General features: G+C 62.6%; 19 protein-coding genes. 14 read left to right on the top strand and 5 right to left on the bottom strand.

Translation table 11 applies throughout. The features are described from left to right. Window positions 1-59: 59 nt before the first annotated feature. From A0257_04845 to A0257_04855, 3 genes are all read left to right on the top strand, one after another. On the top strand, window positions 60-353 hold the full coding sequence (locus A0257_04845) for an addiction module toxin RelE (GenBank protein AMR26499.1): 294 nt from the start codon (window positions 60-62) through the stop codon (window positions 351-353). Then, on the top strand, window positions 350-709 hold the full coding sequence (locus A0257_04850) for a hypothetical protein (GenBank protein ID AMR26500.1): 360 nt from the start codon (window positions 350-352) through the stop codon (window positions 707-709). Before A0257_04845 ends, A0257_04850 begins: the two co-directional genes overlap by 4 nt. A gap of 77 nt (window positions 710-786) precedes the next feature. Then, window positions 787-2,778 carry a DNA-binding protein gene (locus tag A0257_04855; protein AMR26501.1) on the top strand — a complete coding sequence of 664 codons (1,992 nt, stop codon included), beginning with the start codon at window positions 787-789 and terminating at the stop codon, window positions 2,776-2,778. 105 nt (window positions 2,779-2,883) lie between these two features. Here the strand turns inward: A0257_04855 and A0257_04860 are convergent, their stop codons facing one another. Next, entirely contained in the window at window positions 2,884-4,026 is a 1,143-nt protein-coding gene (locus A0257_04860; GenBank protein ID AMR26502.1) for a hypothetical protein, read from the bottom strand. A gap of 256 nt (window positions 4,027-4,282) precedes the next feature. Here A0257_04860 and katE point away from each other — a divergent pair, with 256 nt between their 5' ends. Further along, window positions 4,283-6,472, top strand: coding sequence for a catalase HPII (gene katE, locus A0257_04865; GenBank protein ID AMR26503.1), 2,190 nt, complete (start codon window positions 4,283-4,285; stop codon window positions 6,470-6,472). Between the two features lie 170 nt (window positions 6,473-6,642). Then, window positions 6,643-7,158, top strand: a complete 516-nt coding sequence (locus A0257_04870; GenBank protein ID AMR26504.1) for a peptidylprolyl isomerase — start codon at window positions 6,643-6,645, stop codon at window positions 7,156-7,158. Between the two features lie 73 nt (window positions 7,159-7,231). Here A0257_04870 and A0257_04875 read toward each other — a convergent pair whose 3' ends face one another. Continuing rightward, a complete protein-coding gene (locus tag A0257_04875) occupies window positions 7,232-7,855 on the bottom strand; it encodes a hypothetical protein (protein AMR26505.1) in 624 nt (207 codons plus the stop codon). A gap of 131 nt (window positions 7,856-7,986) precedes the next feature. On the opposite strand from A0257_04875, the gene A0257_04880 reads away from it, so the two are divergent. Together A0257_04880 and A0257_04885 are read left to right on the top strand one after the other, a co-directional pair. Beyond that, on the top strand, window positions 7,987-8,499 hold the full coding sequence (locus tag A0257_04880) for a general stress protein (GenBank protein AMR26506.1): 513 nt from the start codon (window positions 7,987-7,989) through the stop codon (window positions 8,497-8,499). Between the two features lie 179 nt (window positions 8,500-8,678). After that, window positions 8,679-9,383, top strand: coding sequence for a spheroidene monooxygenase (locus A0257_04885; protein AMR26507.1), 705 nt, complete (start codon window positions 8,679-8,681; stop codon window positions 9,381-9,383). Here A0257_04885 and A0257_04890 read toward each other — a convergent pair. Then, window positions 9,334-10,992 carry a hypothetical protein gene (locus A0257_04890; protein ID AMR26508.1) on the bottom strand — a complete coding sequence of 553 codons (1,659 nt, stop codon included), beginning with the start codon at window positions 10,990-10,992 and terminating at the stop codon, window positions 9,334-9,336. The two genes, A0257_04885 and A0257_04890, sit on opposite strands and share 50 nt — an antisense overlap. Before the next feature lie 289 nt (window positions 10,993-11,281). Between A0257_04890 and A0257_04895 the strand changes: the two genes are divergently transcribed. Then, window positions 11,282-12,820 carry a hypothetical protein gene (locus A0257_04895; protein AMR26509.1) on the top strand — a complete coding sequence of 513 codons (1,539 nt, stop codon included), beginning with the start codon at window positions 11,282-11,284 and terminating at the stop codon, window positions 12,818-12,820. 116 nt (window positions 12,821-12,936) lie between these two features. Here the strand turns inward: A0257_04895 and A0257_04900 are convergent, their stop codons facing one another. Then, entirely contained in the window at window positions 12,937-14,055 is a 1,119-nt protein-coding gene (locus A0257_04900) for a DNA topoisomerase I (protein ID AMR26510.1), read from the bottom strand. Window positions 14,056-14,407: 352 nt separating this feature from the next. Further along, complete coding sequence (locus tag A0257_04905; protein AMR26511.1) at window positions 14,408-14,779, bottom strand: HxlR family transcriptional regulator; 372 nt, start codon at window positions 14,777-14,779, stop codon at window positions 14,408-14,410. A gap of 151 nt (window positions 14,780-14,930) precedes the next feature. Between A0257_04905 and A0257_04910 the strand changes: the two genes are divergently transcribed. The 6 genes from A0257_04910 (at window position 14,931) to A0257_04935 (ending at window position 20,550) form a co-directional block, all read left to right on the top strand. Continuing rightward, window positions 14,931-15,917, top strand: a complete 987-nt coding sequence (locus tag A0257_04910) for a hypothetical protein (protein AMR26512.1) — start codon at window positions 14,931-14,933, stop codon at window positions 15,915-15,917. Window positions 15,918-16,274: 357 nt separating this feature from the next. Then, window positions 16,275-17,411, top strand: coding sequence for a hypothetical protein (locus A0257_04915; protein AMR26513.1), 1,137 nt, complete (start codon window positions 16,275-16,277; stop codon window positions 17,409-17,411). Window positions 17,412-17,470: 59 nt separating this feature from the next. Further along, window positions 17,471-18,187 carry a monofunctional biosynthetic peptidoglycan transglycosylase gene (locus A0257_04920; protein AMR26514.1) on the top strand — a complete coding sequence of 239 codons (717 nt, stop codon included), beginning with the start codon at window positions 17,471-17,473 and terminating at the stop codon, window positions 18,185-18,187. Between the two features lie 155 nt (window positions 18,188-18,342). Then, window positions 18,343-18,759 (top strand): DUF4440 domain-containing protein, encoded by a 417-nt coding sequence (locus A0257_04925; GenBank protein ID AMR26515.1) that lies wholly within the window; start codon window positions 18,343-18,345, stop codon window positions 18,757-18,759. A gap of 450 nt (window positions 18,760-19,209) precedes the next feature. Continuing rightward, window positions 19,210-19,848: a hypothetical protein gene (locus tag A0257_04930; protein ID AMR26516.1), complete on the top strand. Its 639-nt coding sequence runs from the start codon at window positions 19,210-19,212 to the stop codon at window positions 19,846-19,848. Between the two features lie 156 nt (window positions 19,849-20,004). Continuing rightward, window positions 20,005-20,550 (top strand): hypothetical protein, encoded by a 546-nt coding sequence (locus tag A0257_04935; protein ID AMR26517.1) that lies wholly within the window; start codon window positions 20,005-20,007, stop codon window positions 20,548-20,550. Window positions 20,551-20,562: the final 12 nt, after the last annotated feature.

Raw genomic sequence — 20,562 nt, forward strand, 5'->3', positions numbered from 1 at the left:
TAAATCTACTTGCTATTATACTTCCCAATTTGGGAATAATTGCGTATCTTTGCCAGCCGATGCGCATTATTAGCAAAGCCCCTCTTCGGAGTTTTTGGGAACGCTACCCGGCAGCCGCCCTACCGCTGCAAGCCTGGTACAAGGAGACAACCGCCGCCACCTGGGCCACGCCCAACGATGTAAAAGCCCAGCACCGTAACGCCAGCATTATCCCCAGTAGCCGTCTGGTTTTCAACATCAAAGGCAATGACTTTCGGCTGATTGTAGCGATAAACTACGCGGCGGCCATCGTCTATATCCGCTTCATTGGCACGCACGCCGACTACGATAAACTTGACGTCGCCACGATATGAACGCTATCAAACCCATTCGCACTGAAGCTGATTACCAGGCCACGCTCGCCCGCGCCGAGGTTATTTTTCAGGCGCAGCCCGGCGAGCCTGAATTTGACGAGCTGGATATTCTGACGACGTTGATTGAGGCTTATGAGGCCCGCCACTACCCAATCCCGGAGCCCGACCCCATCGAGTACATCAAGTATAAGATGGCCGAGCAGGGCCTGCGCCAACGTGACCTGGCCGTGTGGCTGGGCGGCGAAAACCGGGTCAGCGAAATCCTTAACCGCAAACGTAAGCTCACGGCTAAGATGATGAAGGCGCTGCACGATAACCTGGGGTTGTCGGCGGAAGTGCTGTTGGCTGCGGCGTAGCGGCATTTCTCCTTTATTCGGCCACCTATTTCCCCTTTTCGTTGTTACCCCTCACAACGAAATCAATCCGCTTTCTTTTGTCAACTGAACTCCCTACCCCCCCCGCCGAGCCTTACGCCATCGAGCAGGAATTGCGCCGCGTGCAGGCCATGCTTAAGCTGGAGCAACAAGAAGATTTAGAGCAGTTTAAGCTTAAAAATGCTAAGGCCACTGTGCAGGAGCGCCAAAAGCGCGGGCTGACCTGGTACCCGGTCACGATTACCAAAGAGGACGTGGGCTTCGGCGGCAAGGTGGTGATTGAGCTGGAGCGGCCGGCCGGGCAGCAGGGGCTGCACTTGTTTCAGGTGGGCAAAAACGCGGCGCTGTTTGGCAACATTCCGGGGCGCTCGGCTACCGACCGGCCGACCCTTAGTGGCGTCATTACCAGCGTGCGGCGCAATAAACTGCTGCTGGCCACCACCAAGGAAGACCTGCCCGACTGGGTGCACGAGGGTGGTAAGCTGGGCATCGACCTCACCTTCGATGAGGTGAGCTACCGCGAGATGGACTACGCGCTGGGCAAGGTGATGGGCGCTTACGGCGACCGCCTGGCCGACCTGCGCGACATCTTGCTCGGGGCCAAGCCCGCCCGCTTCCGAGCCGAAAAGGCCGACGATATTTTCTACCCCAGCCCACTCAACGACTCGCAGCTGGCGGCCATCCGGCACGTGATGGCGGCGCAGGATGTGGCCATTATTCACGGGCCGCCCGGCACCGGCAAGACGACCACGTTGGTGCAGGCCATTCTGGAAACCATCCGGCGCGAGCGGCGCGTACTGGTGTGCGCGCCCTCCAACACGGCCGTGGACCTGCTGACCGAAAAGCTGGCCGAGCGCGGCGTCAACGTCATTCGGATGGGTAACCCCTCGCGGGTGTCGGACCTGCTGCTGGAGCATACGCTCGATGCCCAGGTCATGGCCCACAAGCGCTACGGCGAGTTGCGCTCGATGCGCCAGACGGCCGAGCAGTACCGCGAAGAAGCCAGCAAGCACACCCGGCAGTTTGGCTGGGAAGAGCGCGAACAGCGCCGCCTGCTGAAGGAAGAAGCCCGCGCCCTGCACCAGGAAGCTGATGGCCTGGAGCGCTACATCACGGAAGACTTACTCGAACAGGTTCAGGTGATTACCTGCACGCTGGTGGGTGCCAGCAACCGCAATATTCGGCACCTCACCTACGAAACGGTATTTATCGACGAGGCCGCCCAGGCCCTGGAGCCAGGCTGCTGGATACCCATCGCCAAGGCGGGCCGCGTGGTGCTGGCCGGCGACCACCAGCAGCTGCCGCCCACCGTGAAGAGCGAAAAAGCCGCCAAGGAAGGCCTGCGCGAAACGCTGTTCGAGAAGTGCATAACGCGCCAGCCCGCAGCCAGCCGCATGTTGACCGTGCAGTACCGGATGCACGAGCAGATTATGCAGTTCAGTTCCGAGCAGTTTTACGAGGGTAGGCTGGTGGCCGCGCCCACCGTGGCCCACAGCGGCCTCGATGCCTACGACATTCGCTTCGCACCCGACCTGCCAGTGGAGTTTCTGGACACGGCCGGCTTTGGCTTTGAAGAGATTACCATCCCCGAGAGCCGTTCCACGGCTAATCCCGAGGAGGCTGACCTGCTGCTGCGCCGCCTGGCCCAATTGCTGGAACCCTACGACGCACCCGACCACGAAGCCGACCCGCTTAGCATCGGCGTTATTGCGCCCTACCGCGCCCAAATCAACTATTTGAAGGACGCGGTGGAGGAAAATGACGAGCTGAGCGGACTCATGCTGCACCGCCAACTGAGCGTGGGCACCGTTGATTCATTCCAGGGGCAGGAGCGCGATATTATCGCTATCTCCTTGACGCGCAGCAACTCGCACGGCGAAATCGGCTTCTTATCCGACATTCGGCGCATGAACGTGGGCATGACGCGGGCGCGCAAAAAGCTGCTGCTCGTGGGCGACTCGTCCACGCTGGGCTCGCATCCTTTTTACAAGGCCTTTCTGGCGTATGTGGAGGGGGTAGGCGGCTACCGCACGGCCTGGGAATTGCAGTAAATTAGTAGCTGACTGCGTAGTATCAGTGAATAAATAGCTGGGGAGTTATCATTGCGAGACGTGCAAAGCAATGATAACTCCCTAGCTATTTATTCATTTACCCATTTACTCCCCGCGCGGCAGGTCAATCGCCGACTCGGTGTGCGGGGCGTCGGACTTCGTGTTCACGAAGTGCTTGTTGGGGTTGTCGTAGTTGGAGATAATCAACTGCCGACCTTTGAGCAGCACCTCGGCGGGCTGGTCGAGGCGGCCACCCGCGCCGTTGGTATCGCCGTTGCGGGCCAGAATGGTGTGGGCGTTGGTTTTGAGGTCCACCACGTCAATCGAGTTGAGGCGGGCGCTGGTGATGTAGGCCTTGTCCGTTTTGCGGTCAATCACGAACCCGTCGATGCACGGGATTTTGGGCGCGGCTACGGGCACTACTTCCTGGCTGGCATAGCTGCCATCGGGCTTGAGCGTGACGCGGTACAGGTTGCCATCGCCAAAGGAGCCGGTGTAAATGCGGCCCTGGCTGTCGTAGTCGATGCCATCGGCCCCGTTATCGACGCCGGTTTCGTTCACGGTGGTCGTGAACATGGCCAGCACGTGCGGGTCCTTGGTTTTGGGCTTGAGGTGAATGGTGGTGCCGGGCTTCAGCTCGGCCAGCGTGAAATGCATAATGGCGCTGCCCTTGTCGTTGTCGGGCAGGTCCCACTGGCTGTCGGTCACGTAGAGGTCGTTGCCCTTCCACACCGTGCCGTTGGCCAGGGCAAAGTTGTCCACGGCCGTTTCGATGGTGCCGGTGGGCTGGCCGTGCTTCATCAGCACCCGCATCAGGCGCGACTTGAAATTCTTATTGTTTTCGTATTGGTTCTCAGCGTAATATACATTACCATCGGGACCCATCGCCAGGTCCATCGGGGCGGCGTGCTTGGTGGTGGGCTCCACGGGCAGGTGGCGGAGGAAAGGCTTGTAGCCATTGGCCGTCAGCTCCACGATGCGGGCCGGATACTGATTATCGGCCATATTGGGGATAGATAGCAGCACCCGGCCATCGGGCAGCAGGGCCAGGCCGTCGGGCGTGTTCATCGAGTCGGGGAAGGTGGTAATTAGCCGGGGCTTGGCACCCTGGGTGGCGGTATCGGCCAGCTCAATGGCCTTATCGGGGGCCTTCGCAACATCGGTTTTTTCGGCCGTCTGCTGAGAGCCGCAGCCACCGAGCAGGGTAGCGCCAGCCAGCGCGGCCAGCGGCAGGAAATGAATTTTCATGTGGTTTTCAAGGAAGTAGGAGTGCCGGTTTACGACCAGGCGCAAACCAGAGTTGTGCGGCCGCACGCCAGTAACGCGCCCTTTTCAGAGGCCGACTTTTTTTGGAGTATTAGCTCTTCCTTGTTAAAAATATAGGTTTTGACTATCAGTTGATAACTCATCTGAGTGTCCTTGCTTAAGGAAAAATTAAGCCAACCCCGCGGCTTAAAACCCGTTGGTAAAAATCCATTCCCTTTTCCCTATCCAATCTTTGTTTATGAAACAAAAACCACTGGCGAAGCAAAACCATGAAGACATGGTAAGCAACCCCAAAACCGATGAGTTGGCCAAAAACCGCGAGGATGGCTACGGCCAGTTCCTGACCACCAACCAGGGCTTGCGCGTCAACGACGACCAGAATTCACTGAAAGCCGGCGACCGCGGCCCGACGCTGCTGGAAGACTTCATCTACCGCGAAAAGATGACGCACTTCGACCACGAGCGCATCCCGGAGCGCGTGATACACGCCCGCGGCGTGGCCGCCCACGGCTATTTCGAAGCCTACGGCAATGCTACGGACCTGACCCGCGCCGCCTTTTTGCAGCCGGGGGCAGTGACGCCGATTTTCACGCGCTTCTCGACGGTGGCAGGCTCGCGCGGCTCCTCCGACATGGCCCGCGACGTGCGCGGCTTCGCGGTGAAGTTTTACACGGAAGAAGGTGTGTACGACTTTGTGGGCAACGATATGCCGGTATTCTTTATTCAGGATGCCATCAAATTTCCCGACTTCATTCACGCCGTGAAGCCCGAGCCGCACAACGAGATTCCGCAGGCCGCCTCGGCCCACGACACGTTTTACGACTTTATCTCGACCAATCCCGAAAGTATACATATGTTACTGTGGGTGATGTCGGACCGCGGCCTGCCGCGCAGTCTGCGCATGATGGAGGGGTTTGGCGTGCACACCTACCGCATGATTAATGCCGAAGGCAAGTCGCGCTTCGTCAAGTTTCACTGGAAGCCCAAGCAGGGCGTGCACTCGGTGGCTTGGGAAGAGGCGCAGCAGATTTCGGGCAATGACCCCGATTTCCACCGCCGCGACCTCTGGAACTGCATCGAATCGGGAGCTTACCCCGAGTGGGAGCTGGGCGTGCAAGTGATTGAGGAAGAAGACGAAATGAAGTTTGGCTTCGATATTCTCGACTCTACCAAGCTCATTCCCGAAGAGCAGGTGCCGGTGCAGCTCATTGGCAAGATGGTGCTGAATCGCAATGTGGATAACTACTTCGCCGAAACCGAGCAAGTAGCTTTCTGCCTCAGCCACATGGTGCCGGGCATCGATTTTTCGAACGACCCGCTGCTGCAAGGCCGCATCTTCTCGTACCTCGACACCCAGCTCAAGCGCCTGGGCGGCCCCAATTTCCACGAGATTCCGATTAACCGCTCGCTAGCCCCCGTGCATAACAACCAGCGCGACGGCCACATGCGCCAGACCATCAACAAGGGCAATGTTGCCTACGGCCCCAACCTGCTGAACGACAACTTCCCCAAGCAGGCCAAGCAGAGCGAGGGCGGCTTCACCTCCGTTTATGAGCGCATAGATGCCCCCAAAATCCGGCGGCGCAGCAAAAGCTTTACCGATTATTACAGCCAGGCCAAGTTGTTCTGGAATAGCCAGACCGAGCCCGAGAAGATGCACATCGTCAAGGCATTGCGCTTTGAGTTGAGCCACGTGCAAACCGCCGACGTGCGCACCCGCACCGTGTTGCAGCTAGCGCAGGTGGACCACGACCTGGCCAGCCGCGTAGCCAAGGGTCTGGGCATGGAAGTGCCCTCGGCCGATGGCGTAACGCTGAACCTGGGCAGTGCCGGCGCCGACGCTAATCTGGCTGATTATCAGTCTGCTGCGGCTAAAAACACGGACAGCTCACCGGCCCTGAGCCTGTCGGCCGACAGCCCCATCAACGCCGATAAAACCGACATCAAAACCCGCCAGATTGCCATTCTGGCCACCGATGGGGCCGACGTGGCCGCCATCACCGACCTGATGCGCACGCTAATGGAGGCCGGTGCCCAAACCGCCCTCATAGCCACCCACCTAGGTTCGGTGAAGGGCAAGGGCGGCGAGGAGATTATGGCCAACTGGACGTTCCAGACCACTTCTTCGGCTTTGTTTGATGCCGTGTACGTGGCCGGCGGTGCCGACAGCGTGAACATGCTGAAGCAGGACGCCGACGCCGTGCGCTTCGTGAATGAGGCGTTCCGGCACTGCAAGCCCCTCGCAGCCGCGGCCGAAGGCGTGGAGCTGCTCGAAGCCGCCGCCTACCCCGGCGCTACCGACATTATGGAGGCCGAGGGGGTAGTAACCAGCACCACTGCGAAGGGTGCCGACCTTACCAAAAGCTTCATTAAAGCCATCGCGCACCACCGCTTCTGGAGCCGCGAGCTGAAGGCGATGCCTGCTTAGTAAACTGAGCATCGGATAACCTGATTCCCCCGTCGCCCGTTGGGTAAGGCGGGGGAATCTTGTTTTTTATTTGCGTGAGTTGGCGGCAAAAACCGGCTGGCGGCGCTTTAATCAGTCATTTCCGGTCGCCCTACCCCTACCTTTGCCGCCAACATCAACCCACCCTTCTTATGGCCGCCATTGCCCAGAACTCCGTCGTTACGCTGACCTACGACCTCTCCGTGACCGACGAAAATCAGCAGAAAGTATTAGTAGAGCAAGCCGAAGCCGATGAGCCGATGGTGTTCCTGTTCGGCCACAGCGGCTTGCCCGAAGAGTTTGAGAATCAGCTTGATGGCAAGAATGCCGGCGATGATTTCAACTTCTCCCTCACGCCCGAGCAGGCCTATGGCGACTACGACGACCAGGCCGTAGTGGAGATTCCGAAGCAGGTATTTGAAATCGATGGCCAGCTTGACGACCAGATGCTGCAAGTGGGCAACTACCTGCCGATGGCCGACAACGAAGGCAACCACATGCAGGCCAAAGTAATCGAAATCGGCGACGAGCAGATAAAGATGGATTTCAACCACCCGCTGGCCGGCATGGTCATGCACTTCGATGGCAAAGTGCAGGACGTGCGCCCCGCCACCGCCGAGGAGCTGGCCCACGGCCACGCCCACGGCGAAGGCGGCCACCAGCACTAAGCTTCCTTTTTCGCTGGCTTTTTTACGCGGGCCGCACTTGCAACAGCAGGTGCGGCCCGCTTTGCGTAGGTCCCTATCCCCCCTCGCCGGGCTGAGCTTCGGCGGCGCGCCGGGCCGCCACGGCGGCCACCAGTTGCGGCCAGAACTCCTGAAAATCAGCCTCATAGTCGGCATAGTGGCGCACCAGCTCAGTAGTGGCCTGGTCCATGCCCGAGCCGGGGCTGGCGCGGCGACTCAGGCCCAGCAGGGCGCGCCCTACCCCCTCTATTTCGGCGTAGTGCAGCAGCCAGTCGTGCTGCACCAGGTGCGGAAAAAAGCGCTGCACGGCGGCCGGAAATTCGGCTTGCTGAGTCGCCAGCAGCGCGTAAATACGCTGGGTAAACCCGGCCAGGTCTTCGCCCGCGAGCGCCCGGAAATGGCGCGCCAGAAAGTGGTCGTAGAACATATCGGCCACCACGCCTGCGTATTTGCCGGCACTGGCCGCGCGCAGGCGGGCCGTGCTGCGACGCACCACCGGGTGCTGGTCGGTGAAGGTGTCGATGGCGCGGTGCGCCCCAATGCCGGCCCGCACGGCGGCCGGGTAGCGCTCGGCCGGCCGGCCGGGCACCGAGTCGGCAATGAGCTGGCCCACGAGCTGGCCCAGGTAGTCGGGCGCGGTGGGTGGGCCAGCCAGATAGAGATGAGCCAGGAAGTTCATGGCGGCTAAAACGGGGGGTAGGAAGGCCCCGACTTTCCAAACCGGAAAACCAGATGCGGGTTCGGCCGTAAGCTAATGCCACCGCGGGCCGCCAGCCGGGCCGCGCTAGTTTATCCTAACGTTTCCTTCCCATGTCCGATACGAAAACCCCGGTCACCCACGACCTGAATAAGCTTTTTGAAAAAATCAAGGATGTGCGCATCGCTATGCTCACCACCTTCGACGAGGAGCACGCCCTGCACAGCCGCCCGATGGCTACTATTAAGCCCGAAGCCGATGGTTCGCTGCTGTTCTTTACCGATAAAGACTCGGCTAAAGTCTATGAGGTAAATAAGGATAACAAGGTGAACCTGAGCTACTCCGACCCCAGCGGTAACACCTATGCTTCTATCACGGGCCAGGCCAGTACCTACCGCGATGAGGCTAAGATTGCCGAGTTGTGGAGCGAGCCCATGCGTGGCTGGTTCCCGAAAGGCAAAGAAGACCCCAACATCATGATTCTCAAGGTTGAGATTGACAAGGCTGAGTACTGGGACTCGCCCAGCAGCCTGCTGGTGCAAGCCTACGCCTACGCCCGCGCCGTAGTAACGGGCGAGCGCAGCAAATCGGACGACGTGAACGAGCACGCCCAGGTGAAGGTGTGAATAAAATAGAACGTCATTCCGAGCTTGCCGAGGAATCTCGCCCGCGCCGTTCGGGCTTTGTTCCACGATGCGGGCGAGATTCCTCGGCAAGCTCGGAATGACGTTCAAAATAACGCTAAACTAAAAAAGGCCGGACGCGATTCCGGCCTTTTTTTGCGCCCGCTTGTTTGCCTGCTTGAATGCTTACTACCCTCACTATTATTACCCTGAAGCCCGGCGCGGGGGTGGCCCGCTGGGCGCTGGCCCAGATGGCCACGGCCCCGCCCCGGCTGCGCCGGGTGGCGGGCCTGCGCTTTTTCCAGCTGCTGGGCAGCGGGGCCGCCAATGGCTTCGGCTTCTGGCCCAACCTGCGCCGCTACGGCTTTATCGCCACCTGGGACCGGGCCGAAAACGCGGCGGCCTTCTTCGCCGGCCACCCCGTGTGGACCGCTTATACTCAACGCAGCCACGAAACCTGGACCGCCGAGCTGGCCCCCATGCAAGCCCACGGCGCTTGGAACGGCACCAACCCCTTTGCCGATGGCGACCTGACCGCGCCGGGGGGGGTAGGGCCGGTGGCGGTGCTCACCCGCGCCAGCATCCGGCTGCGGCGGGCACCGCGCTTCTGGCGCTTCATAGAGCCCACGAGCCGGGCGCTGGCGGGGGCTGAGGGGCTGCGGCTGGCCATCGGGCTGGGCGAATTGCCGCTGGTGCGGCAGGCCACGTTCAGCGTCTGGGACTCGGCGGCGGCCATGCAGCAGTATGCCTACCGCGACGTGCGGCACCGCGAGGTTATTCAGCTCACACGCAGCGAGGGCTGGTATTCGGAAGAATTATTCGCCCGCTTTCGGGTGCTCAAAAGCAGTGGCACGGTGGATGGCGTTGACCCGCTGGCGGGGGGGTAGGCGCTATCTCTACCCCCCTTATTCTGCCTCTTCGCGGCGGCTGCCCAGCTGCAAGCGGTACTGGCTGCCGACCCAGGCGGCGGCCAGTACCGCTTGCAGCGGAGCCGGGCACCACGCGCACGGTATGGCTCACCTGCACCAGGTCGTCAGCCGGGCCGGGGTAAATGGTAAAGCCATCGCCAGCAGCCGGCATCATATCTTCCTGCAAAAACACGTTGCGCCCCGCCCCGCCGTAGAGATGCACCGCGAAGCCGGGCGCCAGCCGGCCGCGCAGTGTAAACGCATCCTTCCCCCCCAGGCCGTAGATGGACAGCCGCACGGTGCGCCGCACGTCGTAGAGCTGCTCGCCCAGCAGGCTGTCGGGCCGGGCCGGGCGGCGGGCAAACACGCGCAGGCGCAGCTGGCCCGGCCCCAGGCCCGTGAGCTCGAAGTGCTCAGCGGCATCGGTGCCGGTTATTACGGCGGCCTCTTGCAGCACCTGGTAGTAGCGGCGGGCAGCGGCGGGCAGCGCGTCGCGGCGCGCGCGCAGGGCGGGCAGCAGCTCGCGGGCCATGCGGGCGCGCGCCTCGGTGGGCACGGCTTGCAGGGCCTGGGCCAGCACGGCATCGGGCAGGCGGCGGCGCAGCGAGTCGGCCCCGGCCACGAAGGCGGCCTCGGGCAGCAGGGCCAGGGCGGTGTGGTCGAGGGCGCGGGCGGTGGTGGTGAGCGGGCCCACATCGGCGGGCACGAGGTCGGGGTTGAAGGTCTGGTAGCGGGGCCGGAACCAGGAAACAACCCGCGTCAGCCACCCGTCATCAAAGCGAAAAAACGCCTGGTCGCGGTCGCGCGGAATGGGCCGAAACACGGGGCCGCCTACTCCCGCAAATTCGGCCCAGCGCCACTGGTCGGCGCGCCGGCTCCAGTCGCCCACCAGCAGGTCGAGCAGGCGCGCCCGCAGAAAAGCGTGGGGCGCTACGTGCGCCGTCGGGCTGCCCAGCACCTGGCGCAGCATGTTCTCAGAACCCACGACCCGGCCCGCGCCGCCAAAGCTGATTTCGTGACTCTGGTCGCGGTCGGGCCGCTCTTCCAATAGATACAGCGCGGGCTGAAACCGCCCGCGCCACTGGCCCAGCGCGGCGTCGGGCAGCAGGTACACCAGGTGCGGATTGGTGTGAAACACGCCGGCGGCGCGGGCTAGCCGGGCGGCCACGTAGGCCCCGTAGGGCGGGGCGACGCAGGTTTGGTCGCGCAGCACCGGGGCGGCGGCGCGAGCCAGCCAGCTATCATTTATACTGCGGCTCAGGTCTTTATCAACCGAGCGCAGCACGAAATCGCGGCCATCGGGCGAGCGCAGGCGCAGCGAGTTGGTCTGGAAGCTGCCGCCTGCCTTGAGGGGCGTGAGGCCCACCGCGCCTAGGCGCAGCACGGGCACCGTGACGGGCGTGGCCCACAGCAGGCGGTAGTGGCGGCCCCACAGGTGCTGCCACCACCAGCCGCGCCGGGCGTAGTGCGCCCCGGCCGCCACGCGTACCACGCTCGAATCGACGCTGAATACCGGTTCGGCTGCGCCGGAAACGGGCGTGGCCGGCTCGGCGCAGCCGCCCAGCAGTCCCGCCAGGGCGACCAGCAAGGCCCACCTGGTATTTCCCAGTCCTTTAGTAACTACTAGCACGGATACATCGAAGACAGCCGCTGGCGGCCTTCCTTACTGAATATAATAATAGAGATTAAGAAACGGCCACTCGCCCCCATATAGCGCAGGCCGGGCCAGTGGGGTTGCCGCCCGTTGGCACTGAAACAGGACTTATCCTTTCCGGTTAAGCTACGTTAGGGAAGTTGGATTGGCTTTTGCCACCTTGCACCCGTTATTCCGGCCCATCTTGCGCACTGTTATTATACTATTACTTTCCGGGGGGCTGGTGACGGGCCTGAGCGCGGGTTGTGCCCGGCGTCATTTTTTTCAGCCTGATGCCCGGCTGCCCACCGCAACGGGCCAGCCCCCTCCCCCCCCCGACAGCGTGTGGACCACCGCCGGCCGCCAATACAACCACCACAGCGGGCTCTACAAAGTTTTTATGGGGCCGCACCACCGGGCGGTGTGGGCAGCGGCGGTGCGGGTGCCGGTGCTGCGCCTGGCTTCGGCCGTGCCCCAGGCGGGGCCGCTCACGGCGACCAAGCTGGGCGGCGGTTTCCAGAGCACCAGCCTCACGCTGAAAGCCAGCGATGGCCGGCTTTTCGTTATTCGCTCGCTCGATAAAGACCCGGCCAAAATTTTACCAACGTTTTATCAGAAGACCTTTCTGGCCAATGGCTTGCGCGATGGCACTTCGGCCGGCAACCCGTATGGGGCGCTGGTGGTGTCGCCGCTGGCCCAGCAGCTGGGCGTGCCACACACGCACCCGCGCATTTTGTACGTGCCGCTTGAAGAGAACAACCTGGGCTCGGAGGAGGCTAACGAGCGCCTGCGCGGCAAGCTGGTGCTGCTGGAAGAAAAATATACCGGCGACGTGGTAGGTTCGCCGCTCGTGCCCGAGGCGCGGAAGTTTATCGACGATGAGGCTATGCGCCAGCACCTCTACGCCGACCCGCGCAACCGCCCCGACCAGCCTGCCCTGCTGCGCGCCCGCTTGCTCGATGTGCTCATCGGCGACTGGGACCGCCACTCGGGCCAGTGGCAGTGGGGCGAGCTGCCCGACCCGCGGCGGCCCGGCGGCCGGGTGTTCGTGGCCGTGCCCAAAGACCGCGACCAAGTGTTCTTCCGCATGTCGGACGGGGTAGTGCCGTGGCTGATGACGCGCAAGTTGCTGGTGCGTCACCTCGTCACGTTCAAGCGCCGGTTTCACGACCTGCCGGCCCTCACCGGCCAAGGCCGCTTCGTGGACCAGCGCGGCCTGAATGCGCTGACCCGGCGCGACTTTATTGCGGCGGGCCGCTTCGTGCAGGCCCGGCTGCCCGACTCCACGCTGGCCCGCGCCGTGCGCCAGCTGCCGCCCGCCGTGTACGCCCTCGAAGGCCCTACCCTCCTGCGCAACCTGCAAGCCCGCCGCGATGCGCTGCCCGCCGTGGCCGCGCGCTATTACGCGCTCAAAGCCGAGCGCCCCGTGGTGGCCGGCACCGAGCTGCCCGACCATTTCGCGGTGGCTCGCACCCCCGACTCCACCACCGTGCGCGTGTATAACCGCACGCTCGGGGCCGACTCGCTCTTCTACCAGCGCACCTTCTACACCCGCGAAACCGAGCGCCTCACTCTCGAAGGCCTGGGCGGCAACGACACGTTTGAGCTAACCGGCCACGGACTTAAAATCGTCATCCATGCCGGGGCAGGTGACGACGTGCTGCGCGCCACCTCGCCCCGCCGCCTGCGCTACGAGCCCGAATCGAACGGCACGCTCAATATTCCCGCTCCGACCAGGAAAAAGGAGCGGTTTGCGAACTACGACCGGCTTACGGATGAGTAATCGTTTGTCATTGCGAGCGTAACGAAGTGGAGCGCGGCAATCTTTCCTAATCGTCGGGATAGTAATCCTAACGTGAAGGAAAGATTGCCGCGCTTCGCTTGCAATGACAGGTTGCCTCACATCTCCGCCAGCATTTCCAGCACCAGGTGCTCGGTGGGCGACAGGGCATCCTGGTCCTTTGGGTCGGCGTCGTGGCGGCGCAGGTACTCGATGAGGCGGCCCGATTTGAACAGCTCCGTCACCTGTGGATGAATATAGTATTTGGAGCACACCGTGGGCGTGTTGCCCAAGTTGGAAGCCACTTCCTTCGTAGCCTGGCGGATGGCTTTTTCGGGGGCTAATTCCACGTCGCCGTTGAGCGCGTGCTCGAGGCACTCCACCATTTTTACGGTGCCGCCCCAGGTGCGGAAGTCTTTGGCCGAGAGCGCGATGCCGGTGTGCTGGTGCAGGTAGTCGTTCACGTGGCCCGACTCCAGCGGGTGGCGCTGGCCATCGGTGCCATAGAACTGAAACAGGTGCTGGCCCGGAATCTCCTTGCACTTGCGCACCAGGCCGGCCAGCTTGCGGTCGTGAATGGTGACGTCGTGCGCTACCCCCTTCTTGCCCACGAACGCGAAGCGCACGTCGCTGCCCTCAATCTGCGCGTGCTTGTCGAGCAGCGTGGTGAGGCCGTAGCTCTTGTTTTTCTTGGCATATTCCTCGTTGCCGATGCGAATAAACGACTGGTCCATCAGCGTGAGCACCAGCGCTACTACCTTGTCGCGGTCGAGGGCGGGGCGGGCCAGGTCCCGGCGCAGCTGGGCGCGCAGCTCGCCCAGCTTCTGGCCAAACGCCAGCAGCCGCGAAAACTTGGTGAGCGAGCGGGCCGTGTCCCAGGCCGGATGGTAGCGGTACTGCTTGCGGCCGGCCGCGTCGTGGCCCGTCACCTGGAGGTGAAAGTTGGGGTTGGGCGCAATCCACACGTCGGTCCACGCCGGCGGAATCACGAAGCTGTGAATGCGGGCCAGCGTTTTCTCCTCCTCAATTTTATCCCCTTTTGCATTGAAATACACAAAATCGCCTTCGCCGTGGGCCTCGCGGCGCAGGCCGGGGCCGGCGTCGGTGGCGTAGAGCAGGCCCGCCAGCTCGGCCTGCCGGGCGGGGTCTTTATACAGCTCGTGGGCGGCCAGCTCGTGGAGGGGGGGTAGGCTTTTCTTGCGGGTTTTCGGGCGGGGCAGGGCGTGGGTAGCGGTCATGGGAAGAGCGGGGAAAGGTGCCTTCTACGCAAATTTCAGCCGGAGGGAGGTACAGCTTTTTTGGCGGCTACCTGATATATTTACGCAGGGAGTGGAACGTTTCGGACGCTTAAAAAAGGGATGCGCTTACCAGCGCGGCGCATTGTTCGCCACTCGAAAGGTGAAAGGTCAGTTGCTCAGGTAGCTGACCTTCTTTGCTCGCTTATTGAAGCTATTTGGGGCCCGCTCAGAAAACGGAAATATAGCACGTTAAGGAAAGTGCATCAATAGAAAGGTGATTGGCTCGGGTGAAAGGGTAATCGATAGATTTAGTGGCGGTTTTCGGTGGGCGTGAGTTGCTGCTGGTCACCGGCTAAGGTACCGGTTCAACTACGGCCGCAGCCGGGCTCCTTTTGCCGATAATCGTATCGTGGTGCAGGATGCCCCAGGTGCGCATGGCCTGCACTACCTCGTGCAAAGTCCGGCTGTGGTCGGTCAGCTCGTACTCGACCGTAATCGGCCGGGTGTCGCAAACGGTGCGCTTCACCAGCCGGTTCATTTCCAGTTCCTGAAGCTCTTTGGACAGGATGCGCGGCGAAATCTTAATCTCGCGGCTCAACTCCCGAAAGCGCATTTTCTGCTCCATCAGCGCCGTCAGGATGACGAGTTTCCATTTGCCGCTGAGAACTTCGAGGGTATCGCGGACGGCCCGGTGGGCGCTCTTGCATTCGGGACGGGTGGGCATTATGCTATCCTTTTGGTAACCGGTATCCTTTTTGTAATTGATAACAAAGGTAGTTGAGCAGGCCGGTAGCTTTGTCCCACTCAGCCAGAAAATTCATCCCGCTGTTCCCGGCGGGTAGCTGGGCTACCCCTCATTCCCCCCCGTCAAGTACATGACTACCCTGCAGCCCAGCGGCATCGTTCGCATCGAACAACCCGGCCCACCCAACGCCTTGCGCTACCAACTGGAAACGCTTCCGCAACCCGGACCGGGCGAAGTGTTGCTCCACCAAAAAGCCATTGGCGTAAATTTTCTGGATGTTTTCTACCGAAACGGCACGTTCCCGCAGGCGGCCTATCCGGCGCCCATCGGGGTCGAAGCCGCCGGCCTTATTGCAGGCGTCGGACCCGACGTAACGGCGTTTGCCGTGGGCGACCGGGTGGCTTACCAGACCATGAGCCTGGGTGCTTACGCCGAAAAAAGGGTGCTGGCAGCCCATGACTTGTTCAAGCTGCCCGCCGACATCTCGTTTGAGCAGGCGGCTGCCGTCCTAGTCAAGGGGCTGACGGCGCACATGCTGCTGCATCAAGGCCACGCCATCAAGGCCGGGCAGGTCGTGTTGATTCACGCCATGACCGGGGGAGTGGGCACGTTGTTGAGCGACTGGGCCCGCTCCTTGGGCGCGACCGTTATTGGAACCGTCGGGAGCGCCGCTAAAAAAGACCTCGCGCGGGGGCGGGGCTTTGCGCACGTCGTCAATTTGCAAGCCGAAGACGTGGCGGCCGAAGTGCGGGCGCTCACCCACGGCCAGGGCCTGGACGCGGTGTATGACGGTATCGGGGAATCGACGTTCCAGCAATCCGTTGCGCTGGTAAAAGAAGGCGGCAGCGCCGTCTTATACGGCTGGTCCTCCGGGATGCCCGTCGTCGACCAGGAGCTACTGGCACAACGAAAGATTCACTTTGTCCGCCCAGCGCTCAAAAACTACTTGCCCGAACGAGAAAAAATGGACCGGGCGATTGCCGAGGTGTTCGACTTGGTGCGAAGCGGCATCCTGGAAGTGCAAAAACCAACTGTTTATTCCTTGGCTGATGCGGCCACGGCCCACGCCGACCTCGAAGCCCGAAAAACCACGGGCAGCATCATTCTCCAGCCCTAAGCATTGGCTGGAGATACCGCGATGCAGGGAATCGGTTTTCTTATCAATGGCCCACCTTATTTGGCATCAGCTGATTCCTTAACGTGCTGTATTTTCCGTTTTCTGAGAGGGACCCTATTTAGGTAGGGTAGCTAAGCGCCGTTCGGGCGGGCTGCCGGTTTTTGGCAGAACGAGCGGCGCGCCTGACGAGCGGACAGCCGGCCCAGAAGCTGGCAGCCCGCCAACAAGCCCACTTCCGCAACAACTTCATTCTCTCAAGGCTATCTGAGGACGTAACGGGTAGCTTTGGTGGCCAGGGTATAAACCCACCCACGAAATCAGTGCCCGATAATACCCCGACAGCCGTAGGTTTGTCGGATGGATGCAGGGCAATGGTTAGCCGATGGGTGGGAATGGGTCGATGCGGCCATTACGCGCGTGGCGGCGCGGCTGGGGCGCCTGCGCCCGCTGCACCTCGACGTGTACCGCAGCTACGGCACGCCGCACCGCTTCTATGTGAAGGGCCGCCTGCTGGCCGACCGCGGCCTTACCCCCCAAACCAACGCCGACTCGCCGTGGCGCAATTTTCAGGCGATGTACCGGCGCTTCAACAGCCGCGAAATACCAGGGGCCGAGATAGTTATCTCCCTATCCCAGCACCTCGACCTACCCGTGACTACCGGCCCCACCGGCTACTTCACGCTGCGCATCGACCCGCCCGCGCTGCCGCCGGCCGTCGATTATCTGTGGCACCCGGTGCCGGTGCGGCTTAGCCGGCTGCCGCGCCGGTTTCGGGGGCTGCTGGGCCAGGTGGAGGGCACGGCGCAGGTGCTCATTCCGCCCCCCACGGCCGAGTTTGGGGTGATTTCGGACCTCGATGATACCGTGATTGTGACCCGCGCCACGCACCTGCTGCGCATGTTGCGCACGGTATTGCTGCGCAATGCCTACTCGCACGAGACGCTGGCGGGGGTAGCAACTTTTTACCAGGCGCTGCTGCGCGGGCAGAGCGGCCGGCCCGACAACCCCTTTTTCTACGTTAGCTCCTCGCCCTGGAACCTGTACGACGTGCTCGACGATTTTCTGCGCCTGCAAGGCGTGCCGCCCGGCCCGCTGCTGCTGCGCGAAACGCTGCTCGGCCGCACACCCGGCTCGGAGGGTCGCACGCCAAAATCGTCGCCCCATCACGGGCATAAGCTCAAGGAAATCAATCAGATACTTGATACGTATCCTGACCTGACGTTTATCCTGCTCGGCGACAGCGGGCAGCAGGACCCTGACATCTACGCCGAGGTGGTGCGTACGCATCCGGGGCGCATTCGGGTGGTGTATATCCGCGATGTGGGCGTGCCGGGCCGCGCCACCCGCGTGGTGCCCATCGCCGATGCTCTGCGCCGCGACACGGGCGTGGAGCTGCTGCTGGTGCCCGACTACCTGGCCGCCGCCACCCACGCCGCCGCTCACGGCCTCATCCTGGCCGAAGGGCTGGAAAAAGTGCGCGCGGAGCACAGCTAACCTACTTTTGCCCCGTGGCGCAGTCTCTTCAAACCCTCCTACCCCCCTGGCGCACGGTGATGCGCGTGGCGCTGCAAACCGGGGCGGCGCTGTTTCTGCTCACCGTGACCTGGGTGCTGCTGTATCGCTGGCTGGCCCCGCCCGCCACCTGGCTCATGCTCGACCGCCGCGCCCACGCGCCGGTGGGCCTGGGCTACATCGGCATTCAGGCCGACCCGCGCCACGCGCACTACGATTTCACTTCGCTCGATGAGGTGTCGCCGAGCGTGCCGCTGGCCGTGGTGGCGGCCGAGGACCAGCGGTTTCTGATTCACCACGGCTTCGACGTGGATGGCATGTGGCGGGCCGCGCAGTATAACTGGCACCGCGCCGAGGGCAAGCCCGTGCGCGGCGGCTCCACCATCTCGCAGCAGGTGGCCAAAAACGTGTTTCTCTGGCAGGGCCGCTCCTACGTGCGCAAGGCCGCCGAGGCGTATTTCACGGTGCTCATCGAGCTGCTGTGGAGCAAGCGCCGCATCATGGAAATGTACCTGAGCGTGGCCGAGATGGGCGACTGCACCTTCGGCGTGGAGGCCGCCAGCCAGCGCTATTTTCATAAGTCGGCCCGCAACCTGAGCGCCCCGGAGGCCGCGCTGCTGGCCGGCGTGCTGCCCAATCCGCTGCGTTTCCGGGCCGGCCAGCCGGGGCCGCAGGCGCGCGCCAAGCAGCTGCGCGTGCTGCGCAACATGCGTGCGCTGGGCGGCACCGCCTACGTCGCTACCTTGCTGAACCGCTGACCGTAGCATAAGCTAATCGCCTGTCATTGCGAGCCTGCGAAGCAATCTTTCCCTTCCGTTGGGGGTAGTAAACCCAATCATGCGGACAACAAGGAAAGATTGCTTCGCAGGCTCGCAATGACAACCGGGTTTATTATTCCTCTGCTTCTACTCTTATGCTCCTGACTTTCGCCCTTGCCTGCGCGCTGACCGCGCTGCCTACCCCCCGCCAAGCCATCGCCCAGGTGCTGACCACCCAAACGGCGGCCTGGAACCGGGGCGACATTCCCGGATTCATGGCGGGCTACTGGCACTCCGACTCGCTGGTGTTCATTGGCAAAGGCGGCGCTACCTACGGCTGGCAGCCTACCCTCAACAACTACAAAAAGCACTACCCCAACGCGGCCGAGATGGGTAAGCTCGATTTCAGCCAGCTGCGCATCACGCCGCTGGGCACCGAGGTGGCGCAGGTGGTGGGCCACTGGCACCTGGCCCGCCACGGCGCGGCCACCGGCGACGCGCAGGGCCAGTTTCTACTGATTTTCAGGCGCTTTGGCGGGCAGTGGGTCATTGTGGCCGACCATTCGAGCTAGGAGGGGGTAGGATAAGCTTTAGCTTGTCCGTCGTTGCACAGCCAGGCGCCGGACAAGCTAAAGCTTATCCTACATTTACTCGGCATGCCTAACATATTCCGGCGCGCTGGCGTATCTTTGCGCTGCGTTTTTATTATTTAACCACCAGTTCTCATGAAAAAGACCACTGCCCTACCCTCGCTGCTGCTGTTGCTCGGCAGCCTGGGTTCGCTCCGCTACCTGAGGGCGCAGCTGGCTACCCTTAACCTGACCTTCCATCTGCACGGCGAAGAGGACCAGTATTACCTCTAGCTGTTCAGGTTTCCCACCATACTGTTGCCCGAAGCCCCGCCCCCGGCGGGGCTTTTTGCGTAAGAAGCCAGCAGTAGTGCCGACCTTTGCGGCCGGCACTGCCCATTTCTCACGCTGGGCCGGCTCTGGCGAGCCGGCCGCATTATCCTCATTTTTTCCGTGACTCTCGACACCAATCAGCAGCAGGTCAGCTACATCATTGGCCGCGACCTGGCCCGCAACTTCGCCCAGCAGGGCCTGGAGCTCGACATTGACACCCTGGCCGCCGCCCTCCGGGAAGGCCTTTCAGGGCAGCCCAGCCGCCTCAGCCAGGAGCAAATGCAAGCCGCTATGCAGCAGCTGCAAGAGCAGCTCGGCGGCGGCGAAGAAGACCAGGACAACGACGAAACCCCCAACCCCAACTCGATGAACAACAAAGCCGAAGGCGAAGCTTTCCTCGCCGAAAACCAGAACAAGCCGGGCGTGACTACCCTGCCCAGCGGCCTCCAGTACGAGGTCCTGACTGAGGGCACCGGCCCCAAGCCTACCCCCCGCTCGTCGGTGACGACGCACTACCACGGCACCCTGATTAACGGCACCGTGTTCGACAGCAGCTATCAGCGCGGCCAGCCGGCCACGTTCGGCGTAAATCAGGTAATCGCGGGCTGGACAGAGGCACTGCAATTGATGCCCGAAGGCTCGAAGTGGCGCTTGTACATCCCCTCGGACCTGGCCTACGGCAAGCGCGGCGCGGGCCGCGACATCGGCCCCGACTCGGCGCTGATTTTCGACGTAGAGCTGCTGAAAGTAAACAACTGAGCCGGGTCGTCGGCCGGGGCGCTGACGGCGCCTACCACCCCGACTACCACGGCCGCACCCGCCTGGGTGCGGCACAGTACGGCCGTGCCTGTGGCTAGCCCGCAGCCGCCTCCCGCTACGCTTGCATCTACTCCGCCATCGGTTGCTCCCGCGCCGGTGGCGGTTTTGGCAGCCGCCGTTATAGAGGCTGCACCAGCCCTACCCCCTCCGCCCGCGGCCACCGTGGGCAGCACCGATGGCCGCCTCACGCTGACAGCCACTTCGCTCACCGTGCTCGGCCAAACGTTTGGGTTGCGCGAGCTGGAGCGGGCCGAGGTGCAGCTGGTGCGCTGGCTGCTGTGGTACCTGCTGGGCGGGCTGGGGCTGGCAATTGTGCTGATTCTATTTTTGAATAACTGGCTGCGCACCCTGCCCACTATGGCGGGCCTGCTGGCCACCACTCTCATGCTGCTCTACGGCAACCGGGGCACCAACCGGCTGCGGCTGTGGCTGCTGGGCCGCGAGGCGGTGCATTTTGCGCTGCCCGGCGAGCTGGCCAGCTGGCAGCGGCTGGTGAGCGAAGCGAACCGCCGCGTGGCCCGTGCCCACGACCAGGCTGCCGCCGAGGCCTCGGCGCTGCTGGCGGCCCTGGCCGCTGAGCAGGCAGCGGCGGCGGCCGAGGAGCCTGCGGCCAGCCCAGCCATTCCCGACACGCTTGCGTAGGGTTGGCCGTTT

Source organism: Hymenobacter psoromatis (genome assembly GCA_001596155.1).
Classification (GTDB): domain Bacteria; phylum Bacteroidota; class Bacteroidia; order Cytophagales; family Hymenobacteraceae; genus Hymenobacter.

What these genes read in the sequence shown, in the direction of transcription:
- A0257_04875 (AMR26505.1), bottom strand. Translation starts at nt 7,855, where the DNA reads ATGAACTTCCTGGCTCATCTCTATCTGGCTGGCCCACCCACCGCGCCC.
- A0257_04925 (AMR26515.1), top strand. Translation starts at nt 18,343, where the DNA reads ATGCTCCTGACTTTCGCCCTTGCCTGCGCGCTGACCGCGCTGCCTACC.
- A0257_04870 (AMR26504.1), top strand. Translation starts at nt 6,643, where the DNA reads ATGGCCGCCATTGCCCAGAACTCCGTCGTTACGCTGACCTACGACCTC.
- A0257_04860 (AMR26502.1), bottom strand. Translation starts at nt 4,026, where the DNA reads ATGAAAATTCATTTCCTGCCGCTGGCCGCGCTGGCTGGCGCTACCCTG.
- A0257_04910 (AMR26512.1), top strand. Translation starts at nt 14,931, where the DNA reads ATGACTACCCTGCAGCCCAGCGGCATCGTTCGCATCGAACAACCCGGC.
- katE (AMR26503.1), top strand. Translation starts at nt 4,283, where the DNA reads ATGAAACAAAAACCACTGGCGAAGCAAAACCATGAAGACATGGTAAGC.
- A0257_04920 (AMR26514.1), top strand. Translation starts at nt 17,471, where the DNA reads ATGCGCGTGGCGCTGCAAACCGGGGCGGCGCTGTTTCTGCTCACCGTG.
- A0257_04885 (AMR26507.1), top strand. Translation starts at nt 8,679, where the DNA reads ATGCTTACTACCCTCACTATTATTACCCTGAAGCCCGGCGCGGGGGTG.
- A0257_04880 (AMR26506.1), top strand. Translation starts at nt 7,987, where the DNA reads ATGTCCGATACGAAAACCCCGGTCACCCACGACCTGAATAAGCTTTTT.
- A0257_04905 (AMR26511.1), bottom strand. Translation starts at nt 14,779, where the DNA reads ATGCCCACCCGTCCCGAATGCAAGAGCGCCCACCGGGCCGTCCGCGAT.
- A0257_04845 (AMR26499.1), top strand. Translation starts at nt 60, where the DNA reads ATGCGCATTATTAGCAAAGCCCCTCTTCGGAGTTTTTGGGAACGCTAC.
- A0257_04900 (AMR26510.1), bottom strand. Translation starts at nt 14,055, where the DNA reads ATGACCGCTACCCACGCCCTGCCCCGCCCGAAAACCCGCAAGAAAAGC.
- A0257_04915 (AMR26513.1), top strand. Translation starts at nt 16,275, where the DNA reads ATGGATGCAGGGCAATGGTTAGCCGATGGGTGGGAATGGGTCGATGCG.
- A0257_04850 (AMR26500.1), top strand. Translation starts at nt 350, where the DNA reads ATGAACGCTATCAAACCCATTCGCACTGAAGCTGATTACCAGGCCACG.